The 23,990-nt window shown below is 41.4% G+C and carries 19 protein-coding genes; 8 read left to right on the forward strand and 11 right to left on the reverse strand.

Annotation, left to right across the window (positions count from 1 at the left end):
* Window positions 1-177 precede the first annotated feature (177 nt).
* The gene (locus tag HWQ39_RS17315; RefSeq protein WP_292847459.1) at window positions 178-1,086 is read right to left on the reverse strand and encodes an alpha/beta fold hydrolase; all 909 of its coding nucleotides are present in this window, start codon (window positions 1,084-1,086) and stop codon (window positions 178-180) included.
* Window positions 1,087-1,280: 194 nt separating this feature from the next.
* On the opposite strand from HWQ39_RS17315, the gene HWQ39_RS17320 reads away from it, so the two are divergent.
* Window positions 1,281-1,745, forward strand: a complete 465-nt coding sequence (locus tag HWQ39_RS17320) for a helix-turn-helix domain-containing protein (protein WP_292847462.1) — start codon at window positions 1,281-1,283, stop codon at window positions 1,743-1,745.
* 99 nt (window positions 1,746-1,844) lie between these two features.
* Here the strand turns inward: HWQ39_RS17320 and gatA are convergent, their stop codons facing one another.
* A complete protein-coding gene (gene gatA / locus HWQ39_RS17325; protein ID WP_292847465.1) occupies window positions 1,845-3,314 on the reverse strand; it encodes an Asp-tRNA(Asn)/Glu-tRNA(Gln) amidotransferase subunit GatA in 1,470 nt (489 codons plus the stop codon).
* Between the two features lie 400 nt (window positions 3,315-3,714).
* Between gatA and HWQ39_RS17330 the strand changes: the two genes are divergently transcribed.
* Both HWQ39_RS17330 and HWQ39_RS17335 read left to right on the forward strand, forming a co-directional pair.
* On the forward strand, window positions 3,715-5,067 hold the full coding sequence (locus HWQ39_RS17330; RefSeq protein ID WP_292847468.1) for an OB-fold nucleic acid binding domain-containing protein: 1,353 nt from the start codon (window positions 3,715-3,717) through the stop codon (window positions 5,065-5,067).
* 202 nt (window positions 5,068-5,269) lie between these two features.
* Window positions 5,270-5,866 (forward strand): hypothetical protein, encoded by a 597-nt coding sequence (locus HWQ39_RS17335; protein ID WP_292847471.1) that lies wholly within the window; start codon window positions 5,270-5,272, stop codon window positions 5,864-5,866.
* Window positions 5,867-6,216: 350 nt separating this feature from the next.
* On the opposite strand, the gene HWQ39_RS17340 is transcribed toward HWQ39_RS17335, so the two are convergent.
* The 8 genes from HWQ39_RS17340 to HWQ39_RS17375 form a co-directional block, all read right to left on the reverse strand.
* The gene (locus HWQ39_RS17340; RefSeq protein ID WP_292847474.1) at window positions 6,217-6,687 is read right to left on the reverse strand and encodes a hypothetical protein; all 471 of its coding nucleotides are present in this window, start codon (window positions 6,685-6,687) and stop codon (window positions 6,217-6,219) included.
* A 231-nt stretch (window positions 6,688-6,918) separates the two neighbouring features.
* Window positions 6,919-7,521 carry a heme-copper oxidase subunit III gene (locus tag HWQ39_RS17345; protein WP_292847477.1) on the reverse strand — a complete coding sequence of 201 codons (603 nt, stop codon included), beginning with the start codon at window positions 7,519-7,521 and terminating at the stop codon, window positions 6,919-6,921.
* A 126-nt stretch (window positions 7,522-7,647) separates the two neighbouring features.
* A complete protein-coding gene (ctaD, locus tag HWQ39_RS17350; RefSeq protein WP_292847480.1) occupies window positions 7,648-9,303 on the reverse strand; it encodes a cytochrome c oxidase subunit I in 1,656 nt (551 codons plus the stop codon).
* Window positions 9,304-9,316: 13 nt separating this feature from the next.
* Window positions 9,317-10,243 (reverse strand): cytochrome c oxidase subunit II, encoded by a 927-nt coding sequence (locus HWQ39_RS17355; protein WP_292847483.1) that lies wholly within the window; start codon window positions 10,241-10,243, stop codon window positions 9,317-9,319.
* Between the two features lie 81 nt (window positions 10,244-10,324).
* Window positions 10,325-10,942, reverse strand: coding sequence for a DUF2231 domain-containing protein (locus tag HWQ39_RS17360; RefSeq protein WP_292847571.1), 618 nt, complete (start codon window positions 10,940-10,942; stop codon window positions 10,325-10,327).
* Complete coding sequence (locus HWQ39_RS17365; protein WP_292847486.1) at window positions 10,939-11,439, reverse strand: DUF2231 domain-containing protein; 501 nt, start codon at window positions 11,437-11,439, stop codon at window positions 10,939-10,941. The genes HWQ39_RS17360 and HWQ39_RS17365 overlap by 4 nt, the downstream gene beginning before the upstream one ends.
* 624 nt (window positions 11,440-12,063) lie before the next feature.
* On the reverse strand, window positions 12,064-13,104 hold the full coding sequence (locus tag HWQ39_RS17370; RefSeq protein ID WP_292847489.1) for a glycerate kinase: 1,041 nt from the start codon (window positions 13,102-13,104) through the stop codon (window positions 12,064-12,066).
* A gap of 15 nt (window positions 13,105-13,119) precedes the next feature.
* Window positions 13,120-13,452, reverse strand: coding sequence for a DUF565 domain-containing protein (locus HWQ39_RS17375; protein ID WP_292847492.1), 333 nt, complete (start codon window positions 13,450-13,452; stop codon window positions 13,120-13,122).
* A gap of 810 nt (window positions 13,453-14,262) precedes the next feature.
* Between HWQ39_RS17375 and HWQ39_RS17380 the strand changes: the two genes are divergently transcribed.
* Both HWQ39_RS17380 and HWQ39_RS17385 read left to right on the forward strand, forming a co-directional pair.
* On the forward strand, window positions 14,263-14,889 hold the full coding sequence (locus tag HWQ39_RS17380) for a hypothetical protein (protein WP_292847495.1): 627 nt from the start codon (window positions 14,263-14,265) through the stop codon (window positions 14,887-14,889).
* Between the two features lie 269 nt (window positions 14,890-15,158).
* Entirely contained in the window at window positions 15,159-17,132 is a 1,974-nt protein-coding gene (locus tag HWQ39_RS17385; protein ID WP_292847498.1) for a glycosyltransferase family 39 protein, read from the forward strand.
* Between the two features lie 77 nt (window positions 17,133-17,209).
* Here HWQ39_RS17385 and HWQ39_RS17390 read toward each other — a convergent pair whose 3' ends face one another.
* Window positions 17,210-20,431, reverse strand: a complete 3,222-nt coding sequence (locus HWQ39_RS17390) for an ATP-binding protein (RefSeq protein WP_292847574.1) — start codon at window positions 20,429-20,431, stop codon at window positions 17,210-17,212.
* Between the two features lie 880 nt (window positions 20,432-21,311).
* Between HWQ39_RS17390 and HWQ39_RS17395 the strand changes: the two genes are divergently transcribed.
* The 3 genes from HWQ39_RS17395 (at window position 21,312) to kaiC (ending at window position 23,925) form a co-directional block, all read left to right on the forward strand.
* Window positions 21,312-21,893 carry a KaiA family protein gene (locus HWQ39_RS17395; protein ID WP_292847501.1) on the forward strand — a complete coding sequence of 194 codons (582 nt, stop codon included), beginning with the start codon at window positions 21,312-21,314 and terminating at the stop codon, window positions 21,891-21,893.
* A gap of 80 nt (window positions 21,894-21,973) precedes the next feature.
* Window positions 21,974-22,288 carry a circadian clock protein KaiB gene (gene kaiB / locus HWQ39_RS17400; protein ID WP_179066879.1) on the forward strand — a complete coding sequence of 105 codons (315 nt, stop codon included), beginning with the start codon at window positions 21,974-21,976 and terminating at the stop codon, window positions 22,286-22,288.
* 74 nt (window positions 22,289-22,362) lie between these two features.
* The gene (kaiC, locus tag HWQ39_RS17405; protein ID WP_292847505.1) at window positions 22,363-23,925 is read left to right on the forward strand and encodes a circadian clock protein KaiC; all 1,563 of its coding nucleotides are present in this window, start codon (window positions 22,363-22,365) and stop codon (window positions 23,923-23,925) included.
* The last annotated feature ends 65 nt before the right edge of the window (window positions 23,926-23,990 follow it).

Below are 23,990 nucleotides of genomic sequence, written 5' to 3' on the forward strand. Positions count from 1 at the left end.
TGATGGCATTATCTAGACTCCATAGATGATTCTTTTTGTCAATGCGTAAGTCCTAGCAATTTGAAAAATGATTGCAACAGATAAATTCACGCCAAGCCAGAAGCACCAAGGTAATTCCCAATCCAAAATCCAAAATTGGTACAAGCAACCCTGCTAACACCGTAAGGAATAGCCAAGCTAGTCGAAGCTGTTCAAATAGCGAGGAGTCTGCACTTGTTGGATAAAAGACTCTACCAACTGCAAATATTGTGACCCAGCAACTACTGCGGTATTGTTGTGATCTGCTCCTGGAACCAACAATAGTTGCTTTGGTTCGGGTGCAGCAGCATAAAGTTTTTCGCTCATAAAAGAGGGTACAGTCGAATCAGCAGCGCCATGAATGAATAAAACTGGCATTTTTAAATTTGGCAATTTTTTAATGGATTCAAACCGCTGTGTCAAGATTAAATCCACCGGAAACATCCAAAACATATTTCGGTAAGTGATTAAATCGCGGATGGAGGTAAAAGAGCTTTCCACGATTAAACCAGCGGCTTGTGGGTGTTTGACTGCCAAATCGAGGGCTATTGCACCCCCTAGAGAATGTCCATAAATAAAAATTTGGCTAGGTGCAATCTGTTGTTGCTGTACCAAGTAATTCCAAGCTGTAGCTGCATCTTCATAAACCCGCTTTTCATTAGGAAAGCTGCCTTCACTGCGACCATAACCCCGATAATCAATCAGTAATACCGAAAACCCTAGCTGATGAAACCTGTTGGCATGAGCTATATTTGCGCCAATATTGATACCATTTCCGTGTAAGTATAACAACACCTTGGCATTGGGTTGCTTGGCTTTTATCCACCAACCGTGGATGTGTTCTACCTTGCCTGTTTTACCAGGTACAGCCAACCAAACCTCTTTGTAAGGAAGATTAAAAAACTCTGGTGTCTTTTCAATAACAGCAGAGGGAAAGAAAATAAACCGAGGTTGCCCAATAAAAAGAACTAGACAGATAACACAGTAGGCGAACGCTGCAATTATCCCAGCCCAGAGTAGCCTCTGGGAAAATACTTGTATTATAAATTGCAAATAGTTAATTTTCATACCCGGTTCTCTGATTTTCAAGGTATGTATTATAACAATAAAAATACTTACTATAAGGCGCACTAGCATTTTAAAATGCGGGATTAAGCCATTCTCAAAAAAATTTATCCTAAAATCAAATATCCAGTAAATTTACGTATGCAAATTGGAGTGTTCTCAATGAATAGTAGAATTAGGCCATAGAGGAAAAGATTGTGACGCTCTTAAACGAAGCTCAATTAGAGCAACTAAAGGAAATAACCACACATCTACGACAAGCAAGACAAGAAAAATCCATCCGCATAGAAGAAATAGCCTCTCAAACAATGATTCGAGCAGGTATCTTGCAAGCTTTAGAAGAAGAACGATTTGAAGAATTACCTGAGCCGATTTTTCTTCAAGGATTCATCCGTCGTTATGGAGATGCTTTAGGGCTGGATGGAAATGCTTTATCATACAGCCTGATAACCAATGTTGTCCGTGAAGATTCCAAAAATGCTCATAAGAATTCAGACAACAAAGGAAATACATACATACCTCTTGTTCTGACCTATATTTTATTACTGGTCGGTGCATCAGCTGGTCTTCTTCATATACTTAATCCACAACTTACAGCTGAATCTCCGACTCCAGAAAACAAAGATCAACAGTCAATAGTTAGTAATCAGACTAACAAATGAACAAAAAATAGAGGGACTGGGGACTGGGGATTGGGGATTGGGGACTGGGGACTGGGGACTGGGGATTGGGGAGAGGAATTAATAACCAATGACCAATGACTAATGACCAACAACTATTTGTGGTTTACGGAGATGCCAACTAGTGGATTGCTCATAAGCATAAGCTACCTGAAAAAGCTGGTCTTCTCGTAGCACATTACCAATTAGCTGTAATCCTATGGGTAGCCCTTGATCGTCAAAACCACATGGCAAACTTAAACTAGGTAAACCAGCAAGATTTACAGGAATAGTCATCAAGTCAGTTAAATACATACTCAAGGGGTCAGTAGTTTTTTCCCCTGCTTTGAATGCTGTAGTGGGAGATGTGGGACAAACCAACACATCAACCGTTTGAAAAGCCTTTTCAAAGTCTTGCTTAATCAAGGTGCGGACTTTTTGCGCTTTAAGGTAGTAAGCGTCATAATAGCCAGCGGAGAGGGCATAAGTGCCAATCATAATCCGGCGTTTGACTTCTGTACCAAAACCAGCGGCACGGGTACGAGTGTACATCGATAGCAGATTATCTGCATTAGGAGCGCGATACCCATATTTAACGCCATCGTAACGAGCCAGGTTTGCTGATGCTTCTGATGGGGCGATGATGTAGTAAGTGGGTAAGCCGTAGCGAAAGCGGGGACAGGAAATTATATGAATTTCCGCTCCCAAACTTTGTAGTTGATCTACTGCTTTGGTAACAGCTTGTTCTACTACAGGGTCTAAACCTTCACCAAAAGTTTCTTTAATAATACCAATTTTTAGTTGACCTCTGGGTTTTAAGTCTGGTTTTAAGTTAGCAGCGTAGTTGGGAATGGCAACTTTCAGACTGGTGGAGTCTTTAGGATCGTAACCTGCGATCGCACTCAATAATATTGCCGCATCTTCTACTGTGTTGGCAAATGGCCCAATTTGATCTAAAGACGAAGCGTAAGCCACCAAGCCGTAACGAGAAACCAAACCATAAGTTGGTTTCATCCCCACCACACCGCAGAAAGATGCAGGTTGGCGAATCGAACCGCCAGTATCAGAACCGAGAGCAACTACGCATTCTTGGGATGATACCGCCGCCGCAGAACCTCCCGAAGAACCGCCTGGAATTCGTGACAAATCCCAAGGATTAGCTGTGACTTGGTAAGCAGAGTTTTCTGTGGAACTACCCATTGCAAACTCATCTAAGTTGGTTTTACCAACCATTACCGCCCCAATATCTGCCAGTTTTTGCGTCGCGGTTGATTCATAAGGCGGTACGAAATTTTCCAAAATCCGGGAGGCGCAGGTAGTGGGAACTCCCTTGGTACACATATTGTCTTTGATACCTATAGGAATACCTGCTAGCAGGCCAATTTCCTCTCCCGCAGCAATTTTGACATCCACAGCACTTGCCTGCTCTAATGCTTGTTCTGCGGTAACACATAAAAAGCTGTGTAATTTTGGCTCTAACGCTTGAATGCGATCTAAAGCTTCTTGGGTAATTTCGACGGCAGAACGTTCTTTTTCAATCAGTTGTTGGTGCAACTCGCGGATGGATGCCATGATTGCTCTCTTTATGACTCAAGTCATTGATTCTAGTACATATTGGTCGAAATTGGGTATGGGGCATTGGGCATTGAAAAGAGGCAGAGGGGCAGGGTGCTGCTCTTGCGGAGGGGAAATTCTTCTCCCTGCTCCCCCAATCCCTAGTCTCCACAATGCATTTTAACTGAGCGGATTAATATGTATTTAAATGTGTTGAATGAGTTTTAAAAACAGCAAATACATAGCTATCAACCATCTATTGAAGAGCTTATCAAGTTTTTGATATATATTAACTACTTTCGTGTAAAAGTATAGCAGTGTTTTCTAGTGATATAATTTTGTATTATAAATGCTGTAAATACTACAAGATTCATAATCTTATCAATTATTTCGCAAATTTTTTTCAGGGTAGGGTAGGATGATAAAAATAGCCACACGCAAATATTTAGGCAAAGAAAATGTCTATGACATTGGGGTTGAACGCGACCATAATTTTGCGATTAAAAATGACTTAATAGCTTCTAATTGTTTCAATAAATCTCATTCGACAGCTTATGGTTATGTAACTTATCAAACAGCATATTTAAAAGCTAATTACCCATTGGAATATATGGCGGCACTGTTAACGGCTAACAGTGGTGATACCGATAAGGTGCAGCGATATATTACGAACTGTACAAATATGGGGATTTCCATAGACCCGCCAGATATTAATCGTTCTGGTGTTGATTTTACACCAACGGCAGGCAAGATTTTGTTTGGATTTTCGGCAGTGCGTAACGTGGGACAAAATGCGATCGCTTGTATTTTGGAAGCGAGAAATGAGACAGGAGAGTTTAAAACACTCGCTGATTTTTGCGATCGCGTGGATTTGCGCGCTGTTAACCGCCGAACCTTGGAGTCGCTGATTTACTGTGGAGCCTTTGACAAAATCGAATCCAACCGCCAACAGTTAATTAATGACTCAGAATTAGTGTATGATTGGGCACAATCTCGCGCCAAAGACAGAGCCAGTGGTCAAGGGAATCTGTTTGATTTATTAGGTGATGGATTTTCTTCGGCTCAGAATAAGAGAGCGAATAATGCCTTTGAAACTGCTCCCAAATCTAAACCTGTAACAGATTTGCCCCCACAGAAAAAGTTGCAGATGGAGAAAGAATTACTAGGCTTTTATGTATCAGATCATCCACTGAAATCCTTACGGCAAATAGCGCCACTTTTGACCCCAATTAATCTTTCACAACTGGGAGAACAAAGAGAAGATACAAGGCTTTGTGCAGTTGTGATGTTGAATAACGTCAAAAAAGTGGTAACGAAAAAAGGCGATCAGATGGCAATATTGCAAATAGAAGACCTAACTACACAATCAGAAGCCGTAGTTTTTCCGAAAACTTATGAACGCATTAGTTCTCTACTCCAAGTCGATACTAGATTGATTATTTGGGGAAAAGTAGATCGGCGTGATGAGCAAACTCAATTTATTCTTGAAGATGCAGAGCCAGTGGAAACTGTACAAATGGTAATGGTGGAATTAAATCCCCAACAAGCAGGTAATATGGAAGATTTACATCGCTTGAAAACAATTTTGCAAGAGCATTCAGTAGATAAAGAAAAGGCAAAAATGCCGGTGATTGGAATTATTCAAACTGAAACTTCTCGTAAGCTTGTTCGCTTGGGTTGGCAATTTTGTGTACAAGATTCTAGAATTACCGTTCAAGCTTTACAAAATGCCAGTTTTCCTGCTCATATAAAATCGCTGACTAGTAGCTAACACTAGCAGTGAAAAATCAACCAATACTGAAAAGTATCTTAAGAATTAGTTTTATTCAACTGTCAACAGTAAATTGCCTTAAGTAGCTAGAATTTGGATCGTTTTTTTAGTTACTTATGCGGATGATAAATTCCTTGAGGGAGTGGTATCTTTTTATGCTAATACCCTTAAGGCTGCGACCGGGGGAAGGAGTTAGAACTTGATGACTGTAAATGAGCTACATAAATTTGTTTCATACTGTAAAAGAATTCAACCCCAAACTCACGAGGACATTCAAAAATTTTTTGAAGGAGTGATATTATTTCCTTACGATAAGGAACTTCTATTGCAAGCTTATTTATTTCTGAATATTAAAGAATTATTTCCCTCGTGCGCTGAATTGCTGTTATTTGAAAAGTCTCCAATTTCAGATTATACAGATTTAGGGAAGTGTGATTTTGTCTTCCTGACTTTTAAAGGTAGTCTGTTTTTAATAGAAACTAAGTTTATTGATACAGAAGCAACTGGAGCAACAGAAAGAAAAAGAAGAAATAAACATAGAAATAAGGTATTTGAGCAAGTTATTACTTTAAAAGGTCGATTTAGCGAATATTGGAATATGAGGCTAGATCAATTAGAGTGTGGGGTTTTCACAACAGATGCAGAAGTTGCTTGGCGAGGAAATGGTGTGAATGTCATATCTAAATCAATATCTATAGACAAGCTAGAACAATGGCGAAGAAATTATCACAATAGTGATAAATTTTTATCTCATCAAGATGGGTCAAAGTTTGAGGAAAAGGTGAATTCAAAAGGTTGAGACGAGAGCTAATACCGTTTCTTTGTGAAGCTGCGCCAAATCTCTTAATTTCTTATTTATTGGCGTATTTGGCGCTCTTCTCTAACGAGACGCTGCGCGTTGGCGGAAGCCTCTCGAAGAGAAGGCGGTTCGTTCTTGATTTCTTGCAGCATAAGCGCATCTTCACACAGAATTGGTATAAGTATACTTCTTACAGTGATTTACGCCTTATATCCAAAAACCCCTTTTTAACTTCTAACCTCTATGTTCTCTGCGTCTCTGTGGTTAGATAAATTACTTTTAAACTGTAGAGGCACAGAGGGCACAGAGAGAATCAACGAGATTCTGATTACATTTAGATATGCTTTAGTTTATTCAAATTTAAACTTGTCTAAATTCAAGTCAATAGTTGGTGCGTCAACGCTAACCAAGTTTCCACTACGAAATGAAAATTTCTTACCAATGACATCTTCTGTGAGTGGTGCTTTTTCCCAGGGGTTTTCGGCTCTCCATATTATCCTAACTTGACGTGTCCATGTGTCATCTCTGTATTTAGCCTCATCAGGTTCATCTACTATTTCAACTATATGGGTTGCATGATGACCGTGAAAGTGATTGTTTTGACATAGGAGTATGCAATCACCTTTTCTAGCTTTTTTGGCATCTACTTCTTTACGTTTTATTTTGTTCTGTTTCGTTAATTTTCCACTCCCTTCATTTATGACCCATCCTAAATCAAATTCCTTGTCATCCTTATCATGAGACCATTCTTTTCGTTTGCAAGCAATATGATTGATTAGCTTGAGATATTTGATAGTTAGATGATTATATTGTGCAGCCATACATAATCTCCTTTTTCATAACTAAGTGCCTAAGCTGTTAAATTTAGTATTCCCAAAATCTGTCTTTCGGTTAACAGTAGAAGCACAAGTAGGAGAAAAATAGTAGCTGAAACAGCAACCATTAGTACCAAACAGAATAATAAAGTGAATGGTGTATGGGGCATAAAAGTAATTAACAATGCCCCATACACCAACTCAGATAAATTATCTGGGTTTTCCTTCCATCAATTCTTACTGCCAAACATAGATTAGGATAAACAAAATAATCCAGATAACATCGACGAAGTGCCAGAACAATGAAGTTGCATTGACACCAAAGTGACCTGTATCGTAGTTGCCAGGTAGGAAAGAACGTACCAAAATTATCAACTGCAACAAAATACCAGTGAAAACGTGCAAACCGTGGAAGCCTGTAAGTAGATAGAAGGTTCCACCAAATACCCCGGAGGTGAAACCAAAGGCGAGACCGTTCCATTCAATCGCTTGGCCAACTAAAAAGTAAGTTCCCATTGCCATTGTTGCCAAGAGAAATAGGCGAAATTTCACTAAGTCGTGGCGTTGAAGGGCGCGTTCTGCTAAGTAAATTACAAAGCTACTCGCGACAAGAATTACTGTGTTAATTGCCGGTTCTTTTACTTCTAGTCCAGAAACACCTGCTGGTAGCCAGTTAGGTGTTGTTGTTTTGTAGATTGCATATCCTGCGAAAAAACTCAAGAAAATGACGCTTTCTGAGAGGAGGAAGACGATGAAGCCAAACATTTTGTTGCCTTCTTCATCGTGGCTGTGTTCTGCGGCTGTGTGGGGCAATTCGTGGGAATTGATATAGCTGTCCATTTTGGTTTTTGAGGGGGAGTTTGAAACGCAAAGGAGAGGCAGCGTGGTCTTGGGGGTCTCCCCCATGAGCGACTGCCGTCGCGGAGGGAAGCGCGGAGGGTTTTTGCGTCTTCTCGATGGTTGGCGTTATTCTGGGAGGTTGGCTGTTAAGGGTTCTGATTTGCCGTAGCCGTAAGGTTCGGAGATGATGATGGGAATTTCTTCAAAGTTTTCTACTGGGGGGGGTGAAGAAACTAACCACTCTAGTCCGATTGCTCGCCAAGGGTTAGCGGGTGCTTTCTCGCCTTGCATCCAAGAAATCACCATGTTGAATATGAAGGGTAAGGTGGACATTCCTAAGAGAAATCCGCCCAAGCTAGCGATGACATTCCAGAATTGATACTCTGGGGCGTAGGAAGCAACTCGGCGTAACATTCCTTGTAATCCCAAGGGATGCATGGGCAAAAAGTTGAGGTTGGTGCCGATGAAGGCTAACCAAAAGTGGATTTTACCCCAGCTTTCTGAGTACATCCGCCCGGTCATTTTGGGGAACCAGTGATAGATGGCAGCAAATAAGCCCATCGTCACGGTGCCGTAGAGGACGTAGTGGAAGTGTCCCACCACAAAGTAGGTATTGTTAACGTGGACATCAACCGGCACGGAGGAAAGCATGATGCCTGTGATACCGGCGAAGACAAACATAACTAATCCACCCAAGGCAAACAGCATGGGGGTATTTAGCCGCAGTTTACCGCCCCAAATAGTTGCCACCCAAGCAAATACTTTAATTCCTGTGGGGACAGATACACACATTGTCGTCAGCATGAAAAGCAACCGCATCCAGCCTGATGTACCACTGACGTACATGTGGTGTACCCAAACAATGCCGCTCACACCTGCAATCAAGATGGATGAAATAGCGACTACTTTGTAACCAAATAGAGGTTTACGTGAATAAACTGGAAAGATTTCTGAGAAAATCGCAAAGACAGGCAAAATAATCACGTAAACGGCGGGGTGGGAGTAAAACCAGAAGTAATGCTGGAACATAACTGGATTCCCACCCTTAGCGGGGTCAAAAAAGGCGGTGCCAACTGTAAGGTCAAGTAGCAACATCACCGCACCTGCTGTCAATGCAGGTAGTCCAAATAGTTGGATAATCTGGGCGCTAAACACTCCCCAAACAAACAAAGGCATCCGAAAGAAGCCCATTCCTGGGGCCCGCATCTTGACGATTGTGGTGACAAAGTTGACTGCCCCCATAATTGAAGATACGCCAGATATTGCTACCGCTAAGAGCCAGAGAACTTGACCATTAATTAAGTTACCAGTGGGATTCTGGAGACTGACTGGCGGGTAAGACCACCAGCCGGCTTGGGCTGGGCCTCCAGGGACGAAGAAACTACCCATCATCAAAATTCCAACCACTGGCACCATCCAAAAGGCGACGGCGTTGAGGCGAGGAAATGCCATATCTCGCGCCCCAATCATCAGGGGTACTAAATAGTTGGCAAAACCAACCAGTGAGGGAAATGTCCACAAGAATAGCATCACGGTGCCGTGCATGGTGAACATACCGTTGTAGACGGTGCGATCTACTAAGTCTGATTCGGGTGTCATCAGTTCTCCCCGCATCACCATCGCAAAGATACCGCCGACAAGAAAGAAGAAGAATGAGGTAACGAGATACTGGATACCAATTACCTTGTGGTCAGTACTAAAGCTGAAGTATTCTTTCCAGCTACTCGGAGATTCGTGGTTATGCTTCTCATCAAGGATACCTTCAATAGGAACATTAGTCATGGTTACTTTCCTTTCAACCAGGTGAATTAACTAGAGGAGGTGCAGCAGGTGGAACTGTAACCCAACCTGTTTGGACTGATTGATGGGATGTTTGAGCATACTCAGCAGCCGCTTGATTCTTTGCTAGGGATGGCTTTTGAGTTGCAGCTTGGGCTAGCCACTGCTGATAATCTTCAGGAGATTCAACGATTACATTCGCTTGCATCGTGGCAAAGTATGTACCGCTATATTGAGAATCGGTTAATCGGTATTGTCCGGGACGGATGGGAGTAAATTCAAAGTCGATCGCGTGGTTAGGAATAATATCCTGCTTGAGACGAAATGCAGGAATATAGAAGCCGTGGAGAACGTCTTGTGATTTCAGCGCTAAACGTATCCGGCGATCGCTAGGTAAATGCAATTCGGTACTAGTAATATCTTTTTCAGGATAATGAAAAACCCACGCCCACTGTTTAGCTAGTACGTCAATTTTTTCTACAGGTTCCGCTAAAGCATTAGCTGGTGCATCATTTGGTTCTGCATGAGCCGATTGCATTGCTAGCGGATTATGCAGGTGAACTAATTCCGATGGGCCTTGAATTCCCATTTGTTCATAAACTTGATAGCTGTAACCCGCAATCCAAAACACCAAAAGAATTGGGATTGCTGTCCAGACAACTTCTAAGGTGACATTGCCATGAATTGGGGGGCCGTCTGTGAAGTCATCTTTGACTGCCCGATGGAAGATCACAGAATACATCAGAGTACTTGTTACTCCCAAGAAGATGAAGGCACCGAGGGTTACTAAGAAGCTAATCAAATCATCAATTAGTAGGGATTCGGCTGCTGCTTGGGGGGGAAGCCAAAAGTAAGCCTGCTTCCCGATCCAGAGACTGGTAATAGTCACTGCGATCGCGCCTGTAAGCAGCGTTAAAATGTTTAAAATCTTCTGGATTTTCATGGTCTTTGGTTATTGGGCATTGGGTATTGAGTATTGGTTATTGGGCATGGGGCATTAGTCAAAGGACAAATAACAAATGACTTATTTGAGTGTTGTGTTGAGGTCTTGGTGCGATCGCAGCAAATTATCTGCTGTATTGTGTACGCCAAATTCGGCGGCTAGTTGCGCTCCTAGTGTGCCGTGGATGTACAGAATGAACATGATTGCGATGCCTGCGAACAGATAGATCCATTGCACTTCTCTATCTGTCTGTTTATATTCTTGTTTGCCCCAAACGAAGCGCTGCCATGCTCTCCAGATGGTCATGCCAACAATCAGCGCTAATAACAACACACCACCCACACCATGCCAGAGCATAGTTTCCATTGCCTGCAATCCCCAAGCACTCTTCATATCAGCTGGTGGTGCTGCCAATAGCATTTCGTAAAAGCCTGCTCCTACTGTGAAAAATGTGATGATGCTGGCAGCTAACATGTTGTACCAGCCAACTGCAAATAAGTTGTCGCGTTCGACAGTAATTGCCAAAAATTTGAAGACCCATTTTTCAAAGGGGAACAGAACACCAACGATATCAAAGGTCATCGCAATGATGAACAAACCTATTGTCAAATGGACTAAGTTGGGATGAATCGGAATTGTGTAAGGTAATCCGTTTGGGCCTAGAGAGTCGGTTAATTGGTTAATCAATTCTGAGTTCATCGCAACACACCATCCTTTACTGCTTCCACAACTGGTACGGTATGCAATCCATACACCCAAACAAGTTCATCTCCGAGATATACTTGTAAGCCAACTATTAAGGTTAAAACTAGTCCGGCTCCCAAATAATAAATCGGTATTTTTTTAGGATTGCGGGCACGAATTACATAACGCCAAGCTGTAATCGCTGTGATAATTCCTGAAAGCGACCAACCAATTAGCGTATGCAAATTCAGCACCGATTTCGCTAGGCTGTAAGGCTGTGCTAATCCTGCTTCAAACTGACCAAAAATAATTGCAACGAAGATTGCGATCGTGGCAACTAACATATTCCACCAACTCACCTCAAAAAGACCGGATTTACCAGTAAAATAGCCAATTAGATCACAGACAAAGGAAAACAAAACCATCGCAATTACGAAGTGGACAACGATGGGGTGAAGCGTATCTGGATAAGGTAAATTGTGGTCGTTCAAAGATGTAAAATACTCAAACATAGTCTTCTCCTGGACATATCTACCGCACTTTGGTGAATTAATTTTGGATTTTAGATTTATTCCGTCCCTGACGAGAGATAAACCCGAAGACCCTAATCGAAAATCCCGAATCTAAAATCGCTAGTCAAACTTCAACAATTGATGGACACTCACTAACACCACCACAAGTATCCATCCATAATTGATTTCATTCTGTTCAATATCTGCGCGGTGCAATATGCTTAATCATGTCTTAGCTTTTTGTAGCCAAATCTGCTTGAATTGCCTACATGGAATAATTTTAGTTTTGATTCATTTCCTTATGCCAATAGCCTACGACAGCAATTTTTGATGGAGCTAAATCAAATCGCTGTCGTTTGTTGATTTGCTTAACCTATCTTTAGCTTAAGTAAATTTTTATAAATTGTCAAAAGAATAAATATTAAACTTTTAAAAGTTAGTTATTTAACAAAAAAGTATTTTCATAATGTATTTATAGAAACAGAATTCAGGAGTCAAGAGTCAGAATTCAGAATGAATTATGTACGATTGGTGGATAAAGAATTGGTGTTTTTCTGACCAGAGCTTTCGGAGTCTTTGCCTTAGCTCCTGAATTCTGAATTCTTTTTTACATTAATTAAAATACTAATTGCCATACACTTGACCAAAACTATGATCGGCATGAATCTCGATCGCTAGTTCAACTGCTGCGGCATCTTTTAGCAACGGCTTAATGAATAATTCTGGGTGAAGCGATCGCCAAAAATAATTGACAAATTCTTCTATCTCTGCATTGCTCATCCCTGACTTACCCCCAGCAATCATCTCCTGTTCCGCCTGTTTGCGCCACTCTAAAGAACAGCGATAATCGGTGGGATAAAGCAAAATTAAGCTATCTAATCGCTCCCACAATGGTAAATAATCGTGGAGGCGATGATTCATATCACGGGCGAATACTCTATCTTTCTCAGTGAGAATTGGCGGCGGTGCTGTATCAAATATATTTGGCTCGATTGGTCGTACACCCACGAACCAGCCTTCAAATAGTACAATATCTACACCTGTAACGATTTCTGGAGTAGTGCGATCGCCAGCGCCTCCATAAGCAGATTTATCAAAGCGGGGAACCATCACTGAGCTTTGCGACTGGCGGATTTGATTTAGTACCTTTAAGCCTAAGTCTACATCGTGAGTTCCTGGCGGGCCGCGCCAAATTAAGCGGGGATCTTGCTGTGTTAAAAGCAAGCGATCGCTGTAAGTTTTATATAAGTCATCCAAAGATAAACTCACAGTTCGGTATCCCAAGCAATCGAGAATCAAACTGAGAATTTTGCAGGTTGTGGTTTTACCCGTGCCTTGTCCTCCCAATATTCCCTGAATCAGGGGGCGTCCCAATTGTTGGCGGTGCAATGCTAGTTTGATTCCCAAAGGAAGCCACAAGTCCCACAAAACTGGTAACATTTCCTGGGGTTCCTTTTGGAGGGTAGTTTGGCAAAATTGCTTAAAAGCTGGCAAGACAGATTTTAGTAGATGCGATCGCTCTTTGATCGCTTCATCGACATTTTTCGGCACGATCCCAAAAGCTCTAGCCCTTAACCGATCTGCCAGCACAGCAACTCTTGCTTGCTGTTGCCAAGTTTCCGCCACCGCATCGGTTGTCAAAATTTCATCCAGCCACAAATTCATAAATTCCCCATCTCACTACGATCCCAGCTTGAAGGCTTCGAGAAACAGGCTGTAGGTGAAACCAACTTTGAGGAGATTTAATGAGTCTATCAAGAGCGATCGCCTTGACAAAAAGCTACGACTATAAAATATCCTACTGGTAATTTCCGTCAACAGTACTAAAAAACCAGCTACTACAATATCTAATTCTGCCCGTTGTCCAGCTGTCGTGGAAACTGCGTTTCCCAGAAAAAAACCGAACAAAAAACTAATTATCAGCAACGATAGCCGCCGCCAAGGATTTAAAAACCATTGCCCCAAGCGTGTAGCAATGGCATCAAACAAGTTATTGAGACGAGTGTTTTGCATTGAGGGGACTTCTGGGGAAAAGTCAAGATATCTTGAAATATATCTATATTAAATTCAGGAGGATATTGGTTTTAGTATCAGCTTGTTTGTTAATATTGTAGATATCTAGTAAAGATTCCAGTGTTTCTTCAAATTTGCTCATTCTATCATCTTTAAAGAAGTAGATTTTCTTAGAGGATGGTTGGGAACTATAAATATTTAGTTTTATCCCCATAAGCAAGCTTTAAAAAAGGGGAAAATGACTTAAATTCCCTCTTTTTAAAGGAAACTAGTGCATGACGCGAGTTTCCTCACTTTTAGACATATAGGTAAGAAAGCTACCTGTAGTGTCTTCTAATAGGAGAAAGAACTAGCGTAGATTTAGGGGGATCTGCGATCGCTTGCTATATCAATAGGTACTTTCCAAACATCCTCTCAATCAGGTGGCTTTTCATAGCAGAAAATAAAATATACCACTTAGATTTATCTGAGGTTTTGCAAAGCACGCCTTGTTAGAGCCGTTAGCGGTTTCAGGAAACTTTTATTTTTTATATAAATGAATTAGCTATCTCTGTATCAAATGTTATTTTCTTATGCAATACTACGGTCAAAATTCCAAGGGATGGGTGTCTGTAACCCTTGTTTTTCAAACATCAAAGAAATTATTTACTCCAAATGTTTTTTCATCAAAATGATATTTATAATACATCCGTGTCCTTAATTTTAACAAAGTCTATATTAGACTAATTTGTGTGATTATCTTTTGGGATAATAGGCTACTATTTGCTCAAGCCTAGACAAAATATTTATTTCTAATAACTATCTATCAATATGAAATCTTCAGTGTATCGTAACGTCGGTGTTACAGCATCTTGCTTGGGACTGCTTTTTGCTATGGTGGGATGCTTTGGAATTAGCGTATCCTTTGAGTCCACAAACCCAGATACATCTTCAGAACTACCAACAGAAACTTTTCAGAAGCAGACAACTTCTGTTTTACCTAAAAAAGATACTGCTGCTAGTGTATCTACTCCAGTAACTAACTCAACCAATCAAATAGAACATAGCAGCAAAGAGAATACTTATCCTGTGTTGGCAGATCGTGATAAATCAGCTAGCAAAGTCAGCAATCAAGGGACTTTGCGAATGAGCAATCAAACAAATCAGCCTGTGCGGCTGGCTCTACTGGCACGACAGTCGGTAGCGAAAGGCTCTAGTACAAAACAGAATAACTATGATGTACCAGCACATTGGGATTTTGCTCCCCAGGAAGGTAGTGAGAAGGGACTGATTTTATCCCTACCTCAGAATAATTTAAAGCTGGAGAAGGGAGATATTTTAGTTGCTTTTGCACAAGATGGTTCCCGTCGTTACTGGGGCCCTTTTGTTGTCGGTGAAACTCAATTACCTAAGTGGAATTCGCAAAACAAAGAGTGGCAACTTGTGTTGAGTCCTTGAAGGAGGCAAAGGGCAAAATAATAGTTCCTCTTTTGCGTTAGCGATAGCGCGGCGTTTAACTCATTCCCAGTCCTGGTATAAGAAATGAGATTCCACACTCATTACTCAGCACTCATTACTCATTACTCATTACTCATTACTCCGCCACTACCCTATAGTTGGTAAAGTGTTGAGTAATGAGTAGAGGAAAATTGTTGAATTAAAAACTCCGAAGAACAAAAGATAGATAACCAACGACTATTGATTAGTGATTGTTGACTATTGACTAAATGAGAATGAAATTGAGTGTTAAGCGCACTGTTGATCGGTGGTTCAACAAAATAGCAAAGAATCCAGCCCTGAGTTTAACTGTGTCGATTTTGTGGTTGATGGTGGTTGGCTGGATAGCTTTTGGGTGGAATTTGGGCAACATTGGCTTGATTGATGAGACAGAGCCACTCTTTGCCGAAGCTTCCCGCCAGATGTTCGTTACAGGTGATTGGATTACCCCATTTTTCAATGGTGACACTCGTTTCGATAAACCTGCTTTAATTTACTGGTGTCAAGCGATCGCGTATCACCTAATTGGGGTGAATGAGTGGGCAGTACGTCTTCCTTCTGCGATCGCAGCCTTCGGCTTAGTCTGTTTAGCTTTTTACACCATACAGTGGTATTTGACTAAACAAGACGAATTAGAGCAAGTTTCACGTCCCACTCGCCGCTATTTAATATCTTTTATCGCAGCAGCGCTCATGGCACTGAATCCCGAAACTATTATTTGGGCGAGAACGGGTGTCTCTGATATGCTGCTCACTGGTTGCATGGCATCAGCCTTGTTATGTTTCTTTCTAGGGTATGCAGGGGAGGAAGGGAGCAGGAGGCAGGGAGCAGGAGAGCAGGGGGATGAGGGAGATGAGGCGACAAGGAGAATAGCCATACCCAATGCCCAATCCCCAATGCCCCATGCCCTATTCCCCAATAAGTGGTACTTAGCTTTTTATGTGCTGATTGCTGGCGCAATTTTGACTAAAGGGCCAGTGGGAATTGTCTTGCCAGGGTTAATTGTTGCCGCCTTTTTGCTTTACGTGGGTAAAGTGCGGGAGGTGCTGCGGGAAATACGCCTCTTTGTAGGTATATTGATAATTCTCGGTTTATCAGTGCCCTGGTATGCTTTAGTAATTTGGCGCAATGGCTGGAATTATATTAACTCCTTTTTTGGTTATCACAACCTGGAACGCTTTACAGAAGTAGTTAATGGTCACTCAGCACCTTGGTATTTTTACTTTGCAATAGTGTTACTTGGCTTTGCACCATACTCCGTGTATTTACCAGCCTCTATAATCAGACTAAAGTTTTGGCAGCGATCGCATTGGCGATCTCTTGAACGTTTTCAGCAATTTGGTTTATTTGCCTGGTTCTGGTTTGCTTGCATTTTTGTCTTTTTCTGCATTGCTGTCACCAAACTCCCTAGCTACGTATTGCCTTTAATGCCAGCAGCAGCAATTCTGGTAGCCTTGTTGTGGAGTGATCTTTTCCCCAACACTGAACATGACGAGGAGGCGCAAATACATGGGGAAAAGGAAAAAGTATTTGATAATTCCTCTTCATCCCCACGTGTCCCCATCCCCGCATCACTCATTTGGAGTGGTTGGGTCAATGTAGTGTTTTTATCATTCTTGTCAACAGCACTGTTTAACCTAACCCATATATTAGGTACTGATCCAGCTATCAGCAACTTCCACGAACTAATTCAACAATCCGGTATACCAGTAATCGCGGGTGTAATTTGGCTGGTATGTGCTGTTTTGGTTGCTGGTTTTTTACTGATTCGTCGGTGGAACTACGTTATCAGTATTAATTTAATCGGGTTTGTGGCGTTTTTAATTTTTGTATTAACGCCTGCTTTGTTCTTTATCGATCGAGAACGTCAATTACCCTTAAGAGAATTGTCTGCGGTAATACTAGAAGCAAAACAACCAAATGAAGAATTGATCATGCTTGGCTTCAAAAAGCCTAGTGTGGTATTTTACAGCCACATTCATGTAAATTATTTAGGATTTCCCCAAGAGGCTTTACAGCATATTAAAAATAAGGCTGCCAAAGGATTAAAACCTGCCTCAGTGCTGCTGTTGGCTGAACAGAAAAAGTTTTTACAAATGGACTTACAGCCAGATGATTACAAGAGTTTATCGACCAAGGGTGCTTATAACTTGGTTCGAGTTCCTTTTAAGAAAAAGAAAAATGAAAAAATAGATATATCGTGAATTGTCATTAGTCATTAGTCATTAGTCCTTGGGAAATAACTAATAACTAATGACCAATGACCAATGACCAATGCCCATTAACATTTGCCATTGTAACCGTTGACAGCTAAAGCTTGATTGATCTGATTTAAGAGGTCTTCCATTGATATCGATCGCGGTAAGATTTGAGTTGCGATCGCACCAACAACAGTTTCTATCGATTCCAAACCATTCTTCTTCTGCTCGTGATAAGCTATCCCAGACTGGAAGCTAGTTTCTGGACGATTTAATCGCTGATTTAGTACCAAAATTGGTGGTAACTTTAAAGGCGAATTTCCTAATGTTTTCAGTGCTTTGAGTACATCTTTGTGGATAGAGGTTTCTCCTAAACAAATTAGCAGTAAGTCAACGCTTTCGTGACGAATTTGTTGTAACACTTCTGCCCAACATGGACTCATCGCCGCTTTGAAGCCTGCTGTTTGTAGATACTGAATTAAAGCTTGGAACCACTCAGAACCCCGTTCAGCAGTTTCACTACTAATTGAGCAATTTTTTTCAGTCCGATAACCCTTAGCTGGCTTGCGTCTTACCTGGGGAAAATCACGCAGCATTGTCAAATCCACTACCAAGATGTTAGGAGGGCAGCAAATACCAGAAGCAATTTGCAGTACAGATAGTAAGGCATCTGTTTTCTCGGTGCGACTGCTGTTGTCTTTAGCAAATGGTGTTAAGTAAGGAAATACAGATAGCCCTGGTATTTTAGAAGCTATTAAGGTGGTTGCGACATCGCAAGTAACCAGTGGTATAGCTGCTAAACGTGGATGCCCAATTAGTTGTTGCAGATAAATTTGGGCGGTCGTACTTTCGACATCAAGCAAAATGACATCAAACTGCCATACCCGCGCCAAAAGTTCAGCCTGATCTAGGTCATCTACTTCAATTACCCGATGTTCTCGAAGTGAAGGATGGGGATTGACTGATTCCAACTGGGGATTTACCAACCGGAGAATTCGCAGTGGGGTTTTAGTTGGGGTAATTGTATCGTTGTTAAACCCTTGCTGCCCAACTGCTTGTACAGTACATAATTTTTCGAGAACTGGTGCTAATACCTGATGCTCAACTGGCAAACTTAAGAAACCATCGGCTCGATTAGCAAATGCTTGCTCCTTTTCGGCTCCCGTCGCTGTCACAATTACAGATATATGACGGGTTGCGGTGTCAGATTTGAGTAAAGTTAGCACATCCCAACCTGATAGCAGGGGTAGCAATGGATTCAAAAATATCGCTATTGGTTGCAAGCGCCGAGCTTTTTCGACTGCTTCTGTCCCCGATCGCGCAATCACTACCCGATACCCTAAACCTTTGAGTTGTTCGGTCAAGTCTTCAATATATCTGGCTACTGCCTCGACTACCAAAACCAGCCGTTGTGAACTAGCGTGATGATGCTGTGTGGGCGTACTAACATACTGACGAGCTGCTGCGAGGTTTTGCCGTGTCTGTTGGTGTCGTGTTTCCTCATCTTCTCTGATTCCCATCTCTGGTTCAGAAAAGCCTGTATTTGGGGGACTAGGCGGCAACAGTAGTGTAAACTGGCTACCTTTTCCTTCACGCGATAAGAAGCTGACATCTCCTCCGTGGAGACGAGCCAAGGCGCGAGTTAATACCAGCCCCAAACCAGTGCCTTCAAATTGGCGAGTGAGGGGATTTTCTAATTGTTGGAATTTTTGAAAGATTAAGTGTTGCTGGTGTTCAGGAATACCAATGCCTGTATCCCAAATTGTAAAGGCAATCCACCCTTCCCAACGACTCACCCGCAGTCCAATTTCGCCGGATATTTCAGTGAATTTAAAGGCGTTGGAAAGTAGGTGTACTAACATCTGGCGTAAGCGCAACTCATCTGCCACCATCTGATCTAAGCCTAGTTCAATGGAAAGGCAGAATTGAGGAGCAGATGATCGCGCATTTTGAGGTGGCGTAGTGGTTGTAGCTTTGGTGGTTTGAGTGTGGATAGCTTTAGCCTCCGATAGGGCGCGATCGCACACAGCCCGAATTTTTACCGGAGTCAGCGTCAAATCCATTTGTCCCGTCTCCATCCGGGTCAAATCTAAAATGTCATTAACCACACTCATCAGGTGGCGTCCACTTTGATGAATCAGTCCTGCATAACGGGCTTGACGCTCGTTAAGTTCTCCCAACTGCTGATCCACCAGCAAGCGCGATAGTCCTAAAACAGCAGTTAGCGGAGTTTTGAGTTCATGACTAATACAAGCTAAAAACTCGTCTTTCAGCCGATTTAGTTGAATTAAATCGGCATTTTTTGCCGCCAATTCTTTGCAAAGCTGCTGCTGTTCAGTGACATCAGTAGCTAAAACTAACCACAAATCATTGCTGAGTGTAACCTCCTCTTCAGCACTCATGACTTTAAACTCAGGACTATCTAAGGGAATTTTGGCAAACTGCCAGATTCGCTCTTGACCATTTTGCACTTCGACAACGCAGGTACAAGTACCCACTTGACTATCTAAATAGCACCGACTGTATCCAACATCACCTGATGCTTCTGGCTGAATCAGTTTTTCTTCACCATGCTCATTCTCCCTGCCATTGGGATGAACCTTGATTGCTTGTTGAGTAACATATTCTGGTGTTTCCAAGAGGTTAGGGATAAGTATTGCCTCTACCTGTTGCCTAACTCCTTCTGGGTCTTTCAAGGTTCCTAATTGCTGCCACCAGGCGGGATTTCGCGCTACCACTTTGCCATTACCCGTTTGCAACATCAAAGGCCAAGGCAGTCTTTCTAGTAAGTGAACCAGTGGTTGGTGTCCTAAGGACTTGGATTCATTTGTCCTAGCATCATGCTCATGGTGATGCTCACCTGAGCTTTGTAAGCCAGCCATGCGTTCTTTGGCTAGCGATCGCAACAGGCGCGAACTATCCAGCAGCCCTAAATATCGACCATCAGAGTCAATCAGCGCCCAATCTAAATTCTGTTGTTTTTCGGCTGCATCGCCCAAGTGCAAGCTCAATTGCTCTACACGCTCAGAAGCTAATATTGTCTGTATTGGCTCAATTAGACCTTGACCCCAGGTAGAGAGCGATTGGTGTAAATTTAGATTTTTATCGTCACTATGTATTAATAATGTTGGGATTAAACGGGCAGCATACAGCAATCCGATGGGGCATTGCTGTTGATTCACTACTACCAAGCGATCGCACTGCTCTTGCTCAAAAATCTCCAACACCACTGCCAGAGAACTTGTTTGAGGGCAGCTGGGTACGGTTGCCTGAAAGTCATAAAGCGGGTAATCTAGCATTAACATAGGGCTTTGGGGGTCATTCTTCCTGTGGAACCCTCCGGCATTTCCATCTGCCAGCTGATGGTCTTTTCGCCTGAAGTCATATCCTCTAAGAAGACTCATATAAGCAACTCTGGTTATTTCAACGCCATTAAAAAAATAATGGGATTTTCCTTCACTGACACTTGCTTGCGGACGAGTGCATTTTTTCAAGAGGCCACATTTCTCATTTTTGGCAACTAGCCTCCCCAGTGTCTTACTGGTATTTAAACTCCTCATCGATAGCGACAGCTAAAACAATTATGGCCCCAAAGATTCGCTTTAGAACCTTGAGGAATTATAATGATTTAGAACGCGACAATCCTTTAGGTTCGTTTAAGTATCTTATCAAGGAGCAAAATCCAAAAATCTATCTCTTTATATACATAAATATGCAAATAATAAATTAGCTACTGTGTCTTTCTATGCTGACAGATAGCTCATCATCAAAGTACAGCCCACCACAAGAATAGTATGGAAGTTAATCATTCGTAAGGTGAGTGGTAGCAATTTCTCCATAGGGGTACGTAGTAAAACCTAACATCAACCTTCGATATTTCCGAATCTCTTTTACGGTGACGTGTACTAAGTCTTAGTACTCAATTGCGGCACTAATACCACACGGCGTAAATAAACCACCAATTTAAAATAGCCAGAAAGCTTACAAAATAAGTATTCTTTCTTTTTACTTTTGCCTTTTTGTACTAGGTTGTTGATTAACTAACACTATCTGCTAACACAGAGCGTTATTTCGGTATGGAATCACCAGTTTACTGTACAGCCAGTATTACCCTAGAAGCGTTAGCCAAATTTATCAGCCCACCTTTATTTGTTCGGGCGATCAAATAAATATATTTAAGAGTAGATGTTATTACCGATATTGATTCTGCAACCCGATGTTAACAAATGTTTAGATAATTTAGCTGACTTAGCCAACCAAAAAAAAATGATCGCATGGGTGTGGAACTTGCTCGACGCTATTATTGCCCAGTTTTCCTACCTACCCGTTGGTGCAACTGCCACTGTAAACATCAACTATTTCCCAAATTGGCTGCAACAAGACCCAAGTAAGGCATACACTGGCAAGTACGTCTATGTGTTTGCCAGTCAGATGCAAAAAAGCCAACAACATTTCCAGGAGATGACTCTAGCAGAAAGGCAAGGATTATTAAGACAGCTTAAATCGGATTATAGCCTGATTCTTATAGATTATTTTAGCACAGATAAAACACTTAAAGATAAAATTGATAAATTTATCAATACTATATTTTATGCTAATATTCCTGTGCCACAAATAATTGAAATTCACATGGAGGTAATTGAAGACTTTTCTAACCAACTAAAGTTAGAAGGCAGGAGCAATGAAACGCTACTTGATTATCGTCTAACCTTGATAGATATCCTAGCTCATCTGTGTGAAGTCTATCGCAGTTCGATTTCTAAATAAATTAAATTCATCAATGTTAAACTTGTCTTGATGTGCGAAAGATATTGTATTTTTATGCTCGTGACTAGCGATATAAATATATGAAGAAACTCAGAAAAACCTACGTTCTTAAGCTTTACGTAGCAGGGAACACCCCTAATTCAGTCAGAGCATTAAAAACACTCAAAGACATTTTAGAACAGGAATTTGAAGGTGTTTATGCTTTGAAAGTGATCGATGTACTAAAAAGCCCACAACTGGCGGAAGAAGATAAAATATTAGCAACTCCAACATTATCTAAAATTTTGCCTCCACCTGTTCGCAAAATTATCGGGGATCTTTCCGATAGAGAAAGAGTATTGATTGGATTAGATTTGCTCTATGAAGAACTGAGTGAAGAAGATATTGAAGAGTAAAAATTTAATCATAAAAAATTAGTACAAACTTTATTCATAAAAAACAGGTTTTCATCCAAATTTATTATCAAGCAATGAGTGAAAACGAGCAATTAGAACCAACGCAACCACCGAGAATTGGGGGTTTAGAAAAAATTCGGACGATGATCGAAGGATTTGACGATATTAGTCATGGTGGTTTACCAATTGGTAGAACTACCTTGATTAGCGGCACTTCCGGCACAGGCAAAACTTTATTCTCTCTTCAGTTTCTCTATAACGGTATCACCTACTTTGATGAAGCCGGAGTATTTGTTACCTTTGAGGAATCGCCTAGTGATATTATTAAAAATGCCAATATTTTTGGCTGGAACTTGCCACGTCTAATTGAAGAAGGCAAGTTATTTATTCTTGATGCTTCTCCTGATCCAGAAGGTCAAGATATAGTTGGAAATTTTGACCTTTCTGCACTCATTGAACGCTTGCAATATGCGATTCGTAAATATAAAGCTAAACGAGTTTCTATCGACTCAATAACAGCAGTATTTCAGCAGTATGAAGCAATGGGAGTGGTGCGACGCGAGATTTTTCGCCTAGTAGCCCGTCTCAAACTGCTGAGTGTTACCACTGTAATTACTACTGAACGAGGTGAAGAATATGGCCCCGTTGCCTCTTTCGGAGTAGAAGAATTTGTTTCTGATAATGTAGTAATTGTTCGCAACGTTTTAGAAGGAGAACGCCGCCGTCGCACAATTGAAATTCTCAAGTTGCGCGGTACAACTCACATGAAAGGAGAATATCCCTTCACAATTACTAATGAAGGAGTTAACATCTTCCCACTGGGAGCAATGCGCTTAACTCAACGATCTTCTAATGTCAGGGTATCTTCTGGTGTTAAAACCTTAGATGAAATGTGTGGTGGTGGTTTCTTTAAAGATTCCATCATTTTAGCAACAGGGGCCACAGGTACAGGCAAAACCTTGTTAGTTAGTAAGTTTATTCAAGATGCCTGCCTCAATGGAGAACAGGCGATATTATTTGCTTATGAAGAATCACGGGCCCAACTATCTCGTAATGCTTCCTCTTGGGGAATTGATTTTGAAGAATTAGAAGATCAAGGTTTACTCAAAATCATCTGTACCTATCCCGAATCAACTGGCTTAGAAGACCACTTACAAATTATTAAATCAGAAATTGCAATCTTCAAACCTGCTCGCATCGCTATCGATTCCCTTTCAGCACTAGCTAGAGGAGTGAGCAATAATGCATTTCGGCAGTTTGTAATTGGGGTGACGGGTTATGCTAAACAAGAAGAAATTACTGGTTTCTTTACTAACACAACTGACCAATTTCTGGGAGCGCATTCCATTACTGACTCTCATATTTCCACGATTACCGATACAATTATAATGTTACAATACGTAGAAATTCGCGGCGAAATGTCGCGGGCAATTAACGTTTTTAAAATGAGAGGTTCTTGGCACGATAAGGGAATTCGTGAGTATAATATTACTGCTGACGGGCCCGATATCAAAGATTCTTTCCGAAACTACGAACGGATTATCAGCGGTGCTCCTACTCGCGTTAGTATCGATGAAAAGGCGGAACTTTCTCGCATTGTTAGACGTTTTGAAGACAAACAGAGTTCCGAACCCTAAATTTAGTATCGTAGTATATTCTTTCCTAAGTTTAGTATCGTGCTATATTCTGTGGTGAAGAAAGG

Source organism: Nostoc sp. NMS8 (assembly GCF_017115045.1).
Taxonomy (GTDB): domain Bacteria; phylum Cyanobacteriota; class Cyanobacteriia; order Cyanobacteriales; family Nostocaceae; genus Nostoc.

Coding starts and splice junctions, on each gene's coding strand:
- HWQ39_RS17395 (WP_292847501.1), top strand. CDS start 21,312: ATGTTATTACCGATATTGATTCTGCAACCCGATGTTAACAAATGTTTA.
- HWQ39_RS17345 (WP_292847477.1), bottom strand. CDS start 7,521: ATGGACAGCTATATCAATTCCCACGAATTGCCCCACACAGCCGCAGAA.
- ctaD (WP_292847480.1), bottom strand. CDS start 9,303: ATGACTAATGTTCCTATTGAAGGTATCCTTGATGAGAAGCATAACCAC.
- HWQ39_RS17330 (WP_292847468.1), top strand. CDS start 3,715: ATGATAAAAATAGCCACACGCAAATATTTAGGCAAAGAAAATGTCTAT.
- gatA (WP_292847465.1), bottom strand. CDS start 3,314: ATGGCATCCATCCGCGAGTTGCACCAACAACTGATTGAAAAAGAACGT.
- HWQ39_RS17375 (WP_292847492.1), bottom strand. CDS start 13,452: ATGCAAAACACTCGTCTCAATAACTTGTTTGATGCCATTGCTACACGC.
- HWQ39_RS17360 (WP_292847571.1), bottom strand. CDS start 10,942: ATGAACTCAGAATTGATTAACCAATTAACCGACTCTCTAGGCCCAAAC.
- HWQ39_RS17365 (WP_292847486.1), bottom strand. CDS start 11,439: ATGTTTGAGTATTTTACATCTTTGAACGACCACAATTTACCTTATCCA.
- HWQ39_RS17390 (WP_292847574.1), bottom strand. CDS start 20,431: ATGTTAATGCTAGATTACCCGCTTTATGACTTTCAGGCAACCGTACCC.
- HWQ39_RS17315 (WP_292847459.1), bottom strand. CDS start 1,086: ATGAAAATTAACTATTTGCAATTTATAATACAAGTATTTTCCCAGAGG.
- HWQ39_RS17355 (WP_292847483.1), bottom strand. CDS start 10,243: ATGAAAATCCAGAAGATTTTAAACATTTTAACGCTGCTTACAGGCGCG.
- HWQ39_RS17385 (WP_292847498.1), top strand. CDS start 15,159: ATGAGAATGAAATTGAGTGTTAAGCGCACTGTTGATCGGTGGTTCAAC.
- HWQ39_RS17370 (WP_292847489.1), bottom strand. CDS start 13,104: ATGAATTTGTGGCTGGATGAAATTTTGACAACCGATGCGGTGGCGGAA.
- HWQ39_RS17335 (WP_292847471.1), top strand. CDS start 5,270: ATGACTGTAAATGAGCTACATAAATTTGTTTCATACTGTAAAAGAATT.
- kaiC (WP_292847505.1), top strand. CDS start 22,363: ATGAGTGAAAACGAGCAATTAGAACCAACGCAACCACCGAGAATTGGG.
- kaiB (WP_179066879.1), top strand. CDS start 21,974: ATGAAGAAACTCAGAAAAACCTACGTTCTTAAGCTTTACGTAGCAGGG.
- HWQ39_RS17340 (WP_292847474.1), bottom strand. CDS start 6,687: ATGGCTGCACAATATAATCATCTAACTATCAAATATCTCAAGCTAATC.
- HWQ39_RS17380 (WP_292847495.1), top strand. CDS start 14,263: ATGAAATCTTCAGTGTATCGTAACGTCGGTGTTACAGCATCTTGCTTG.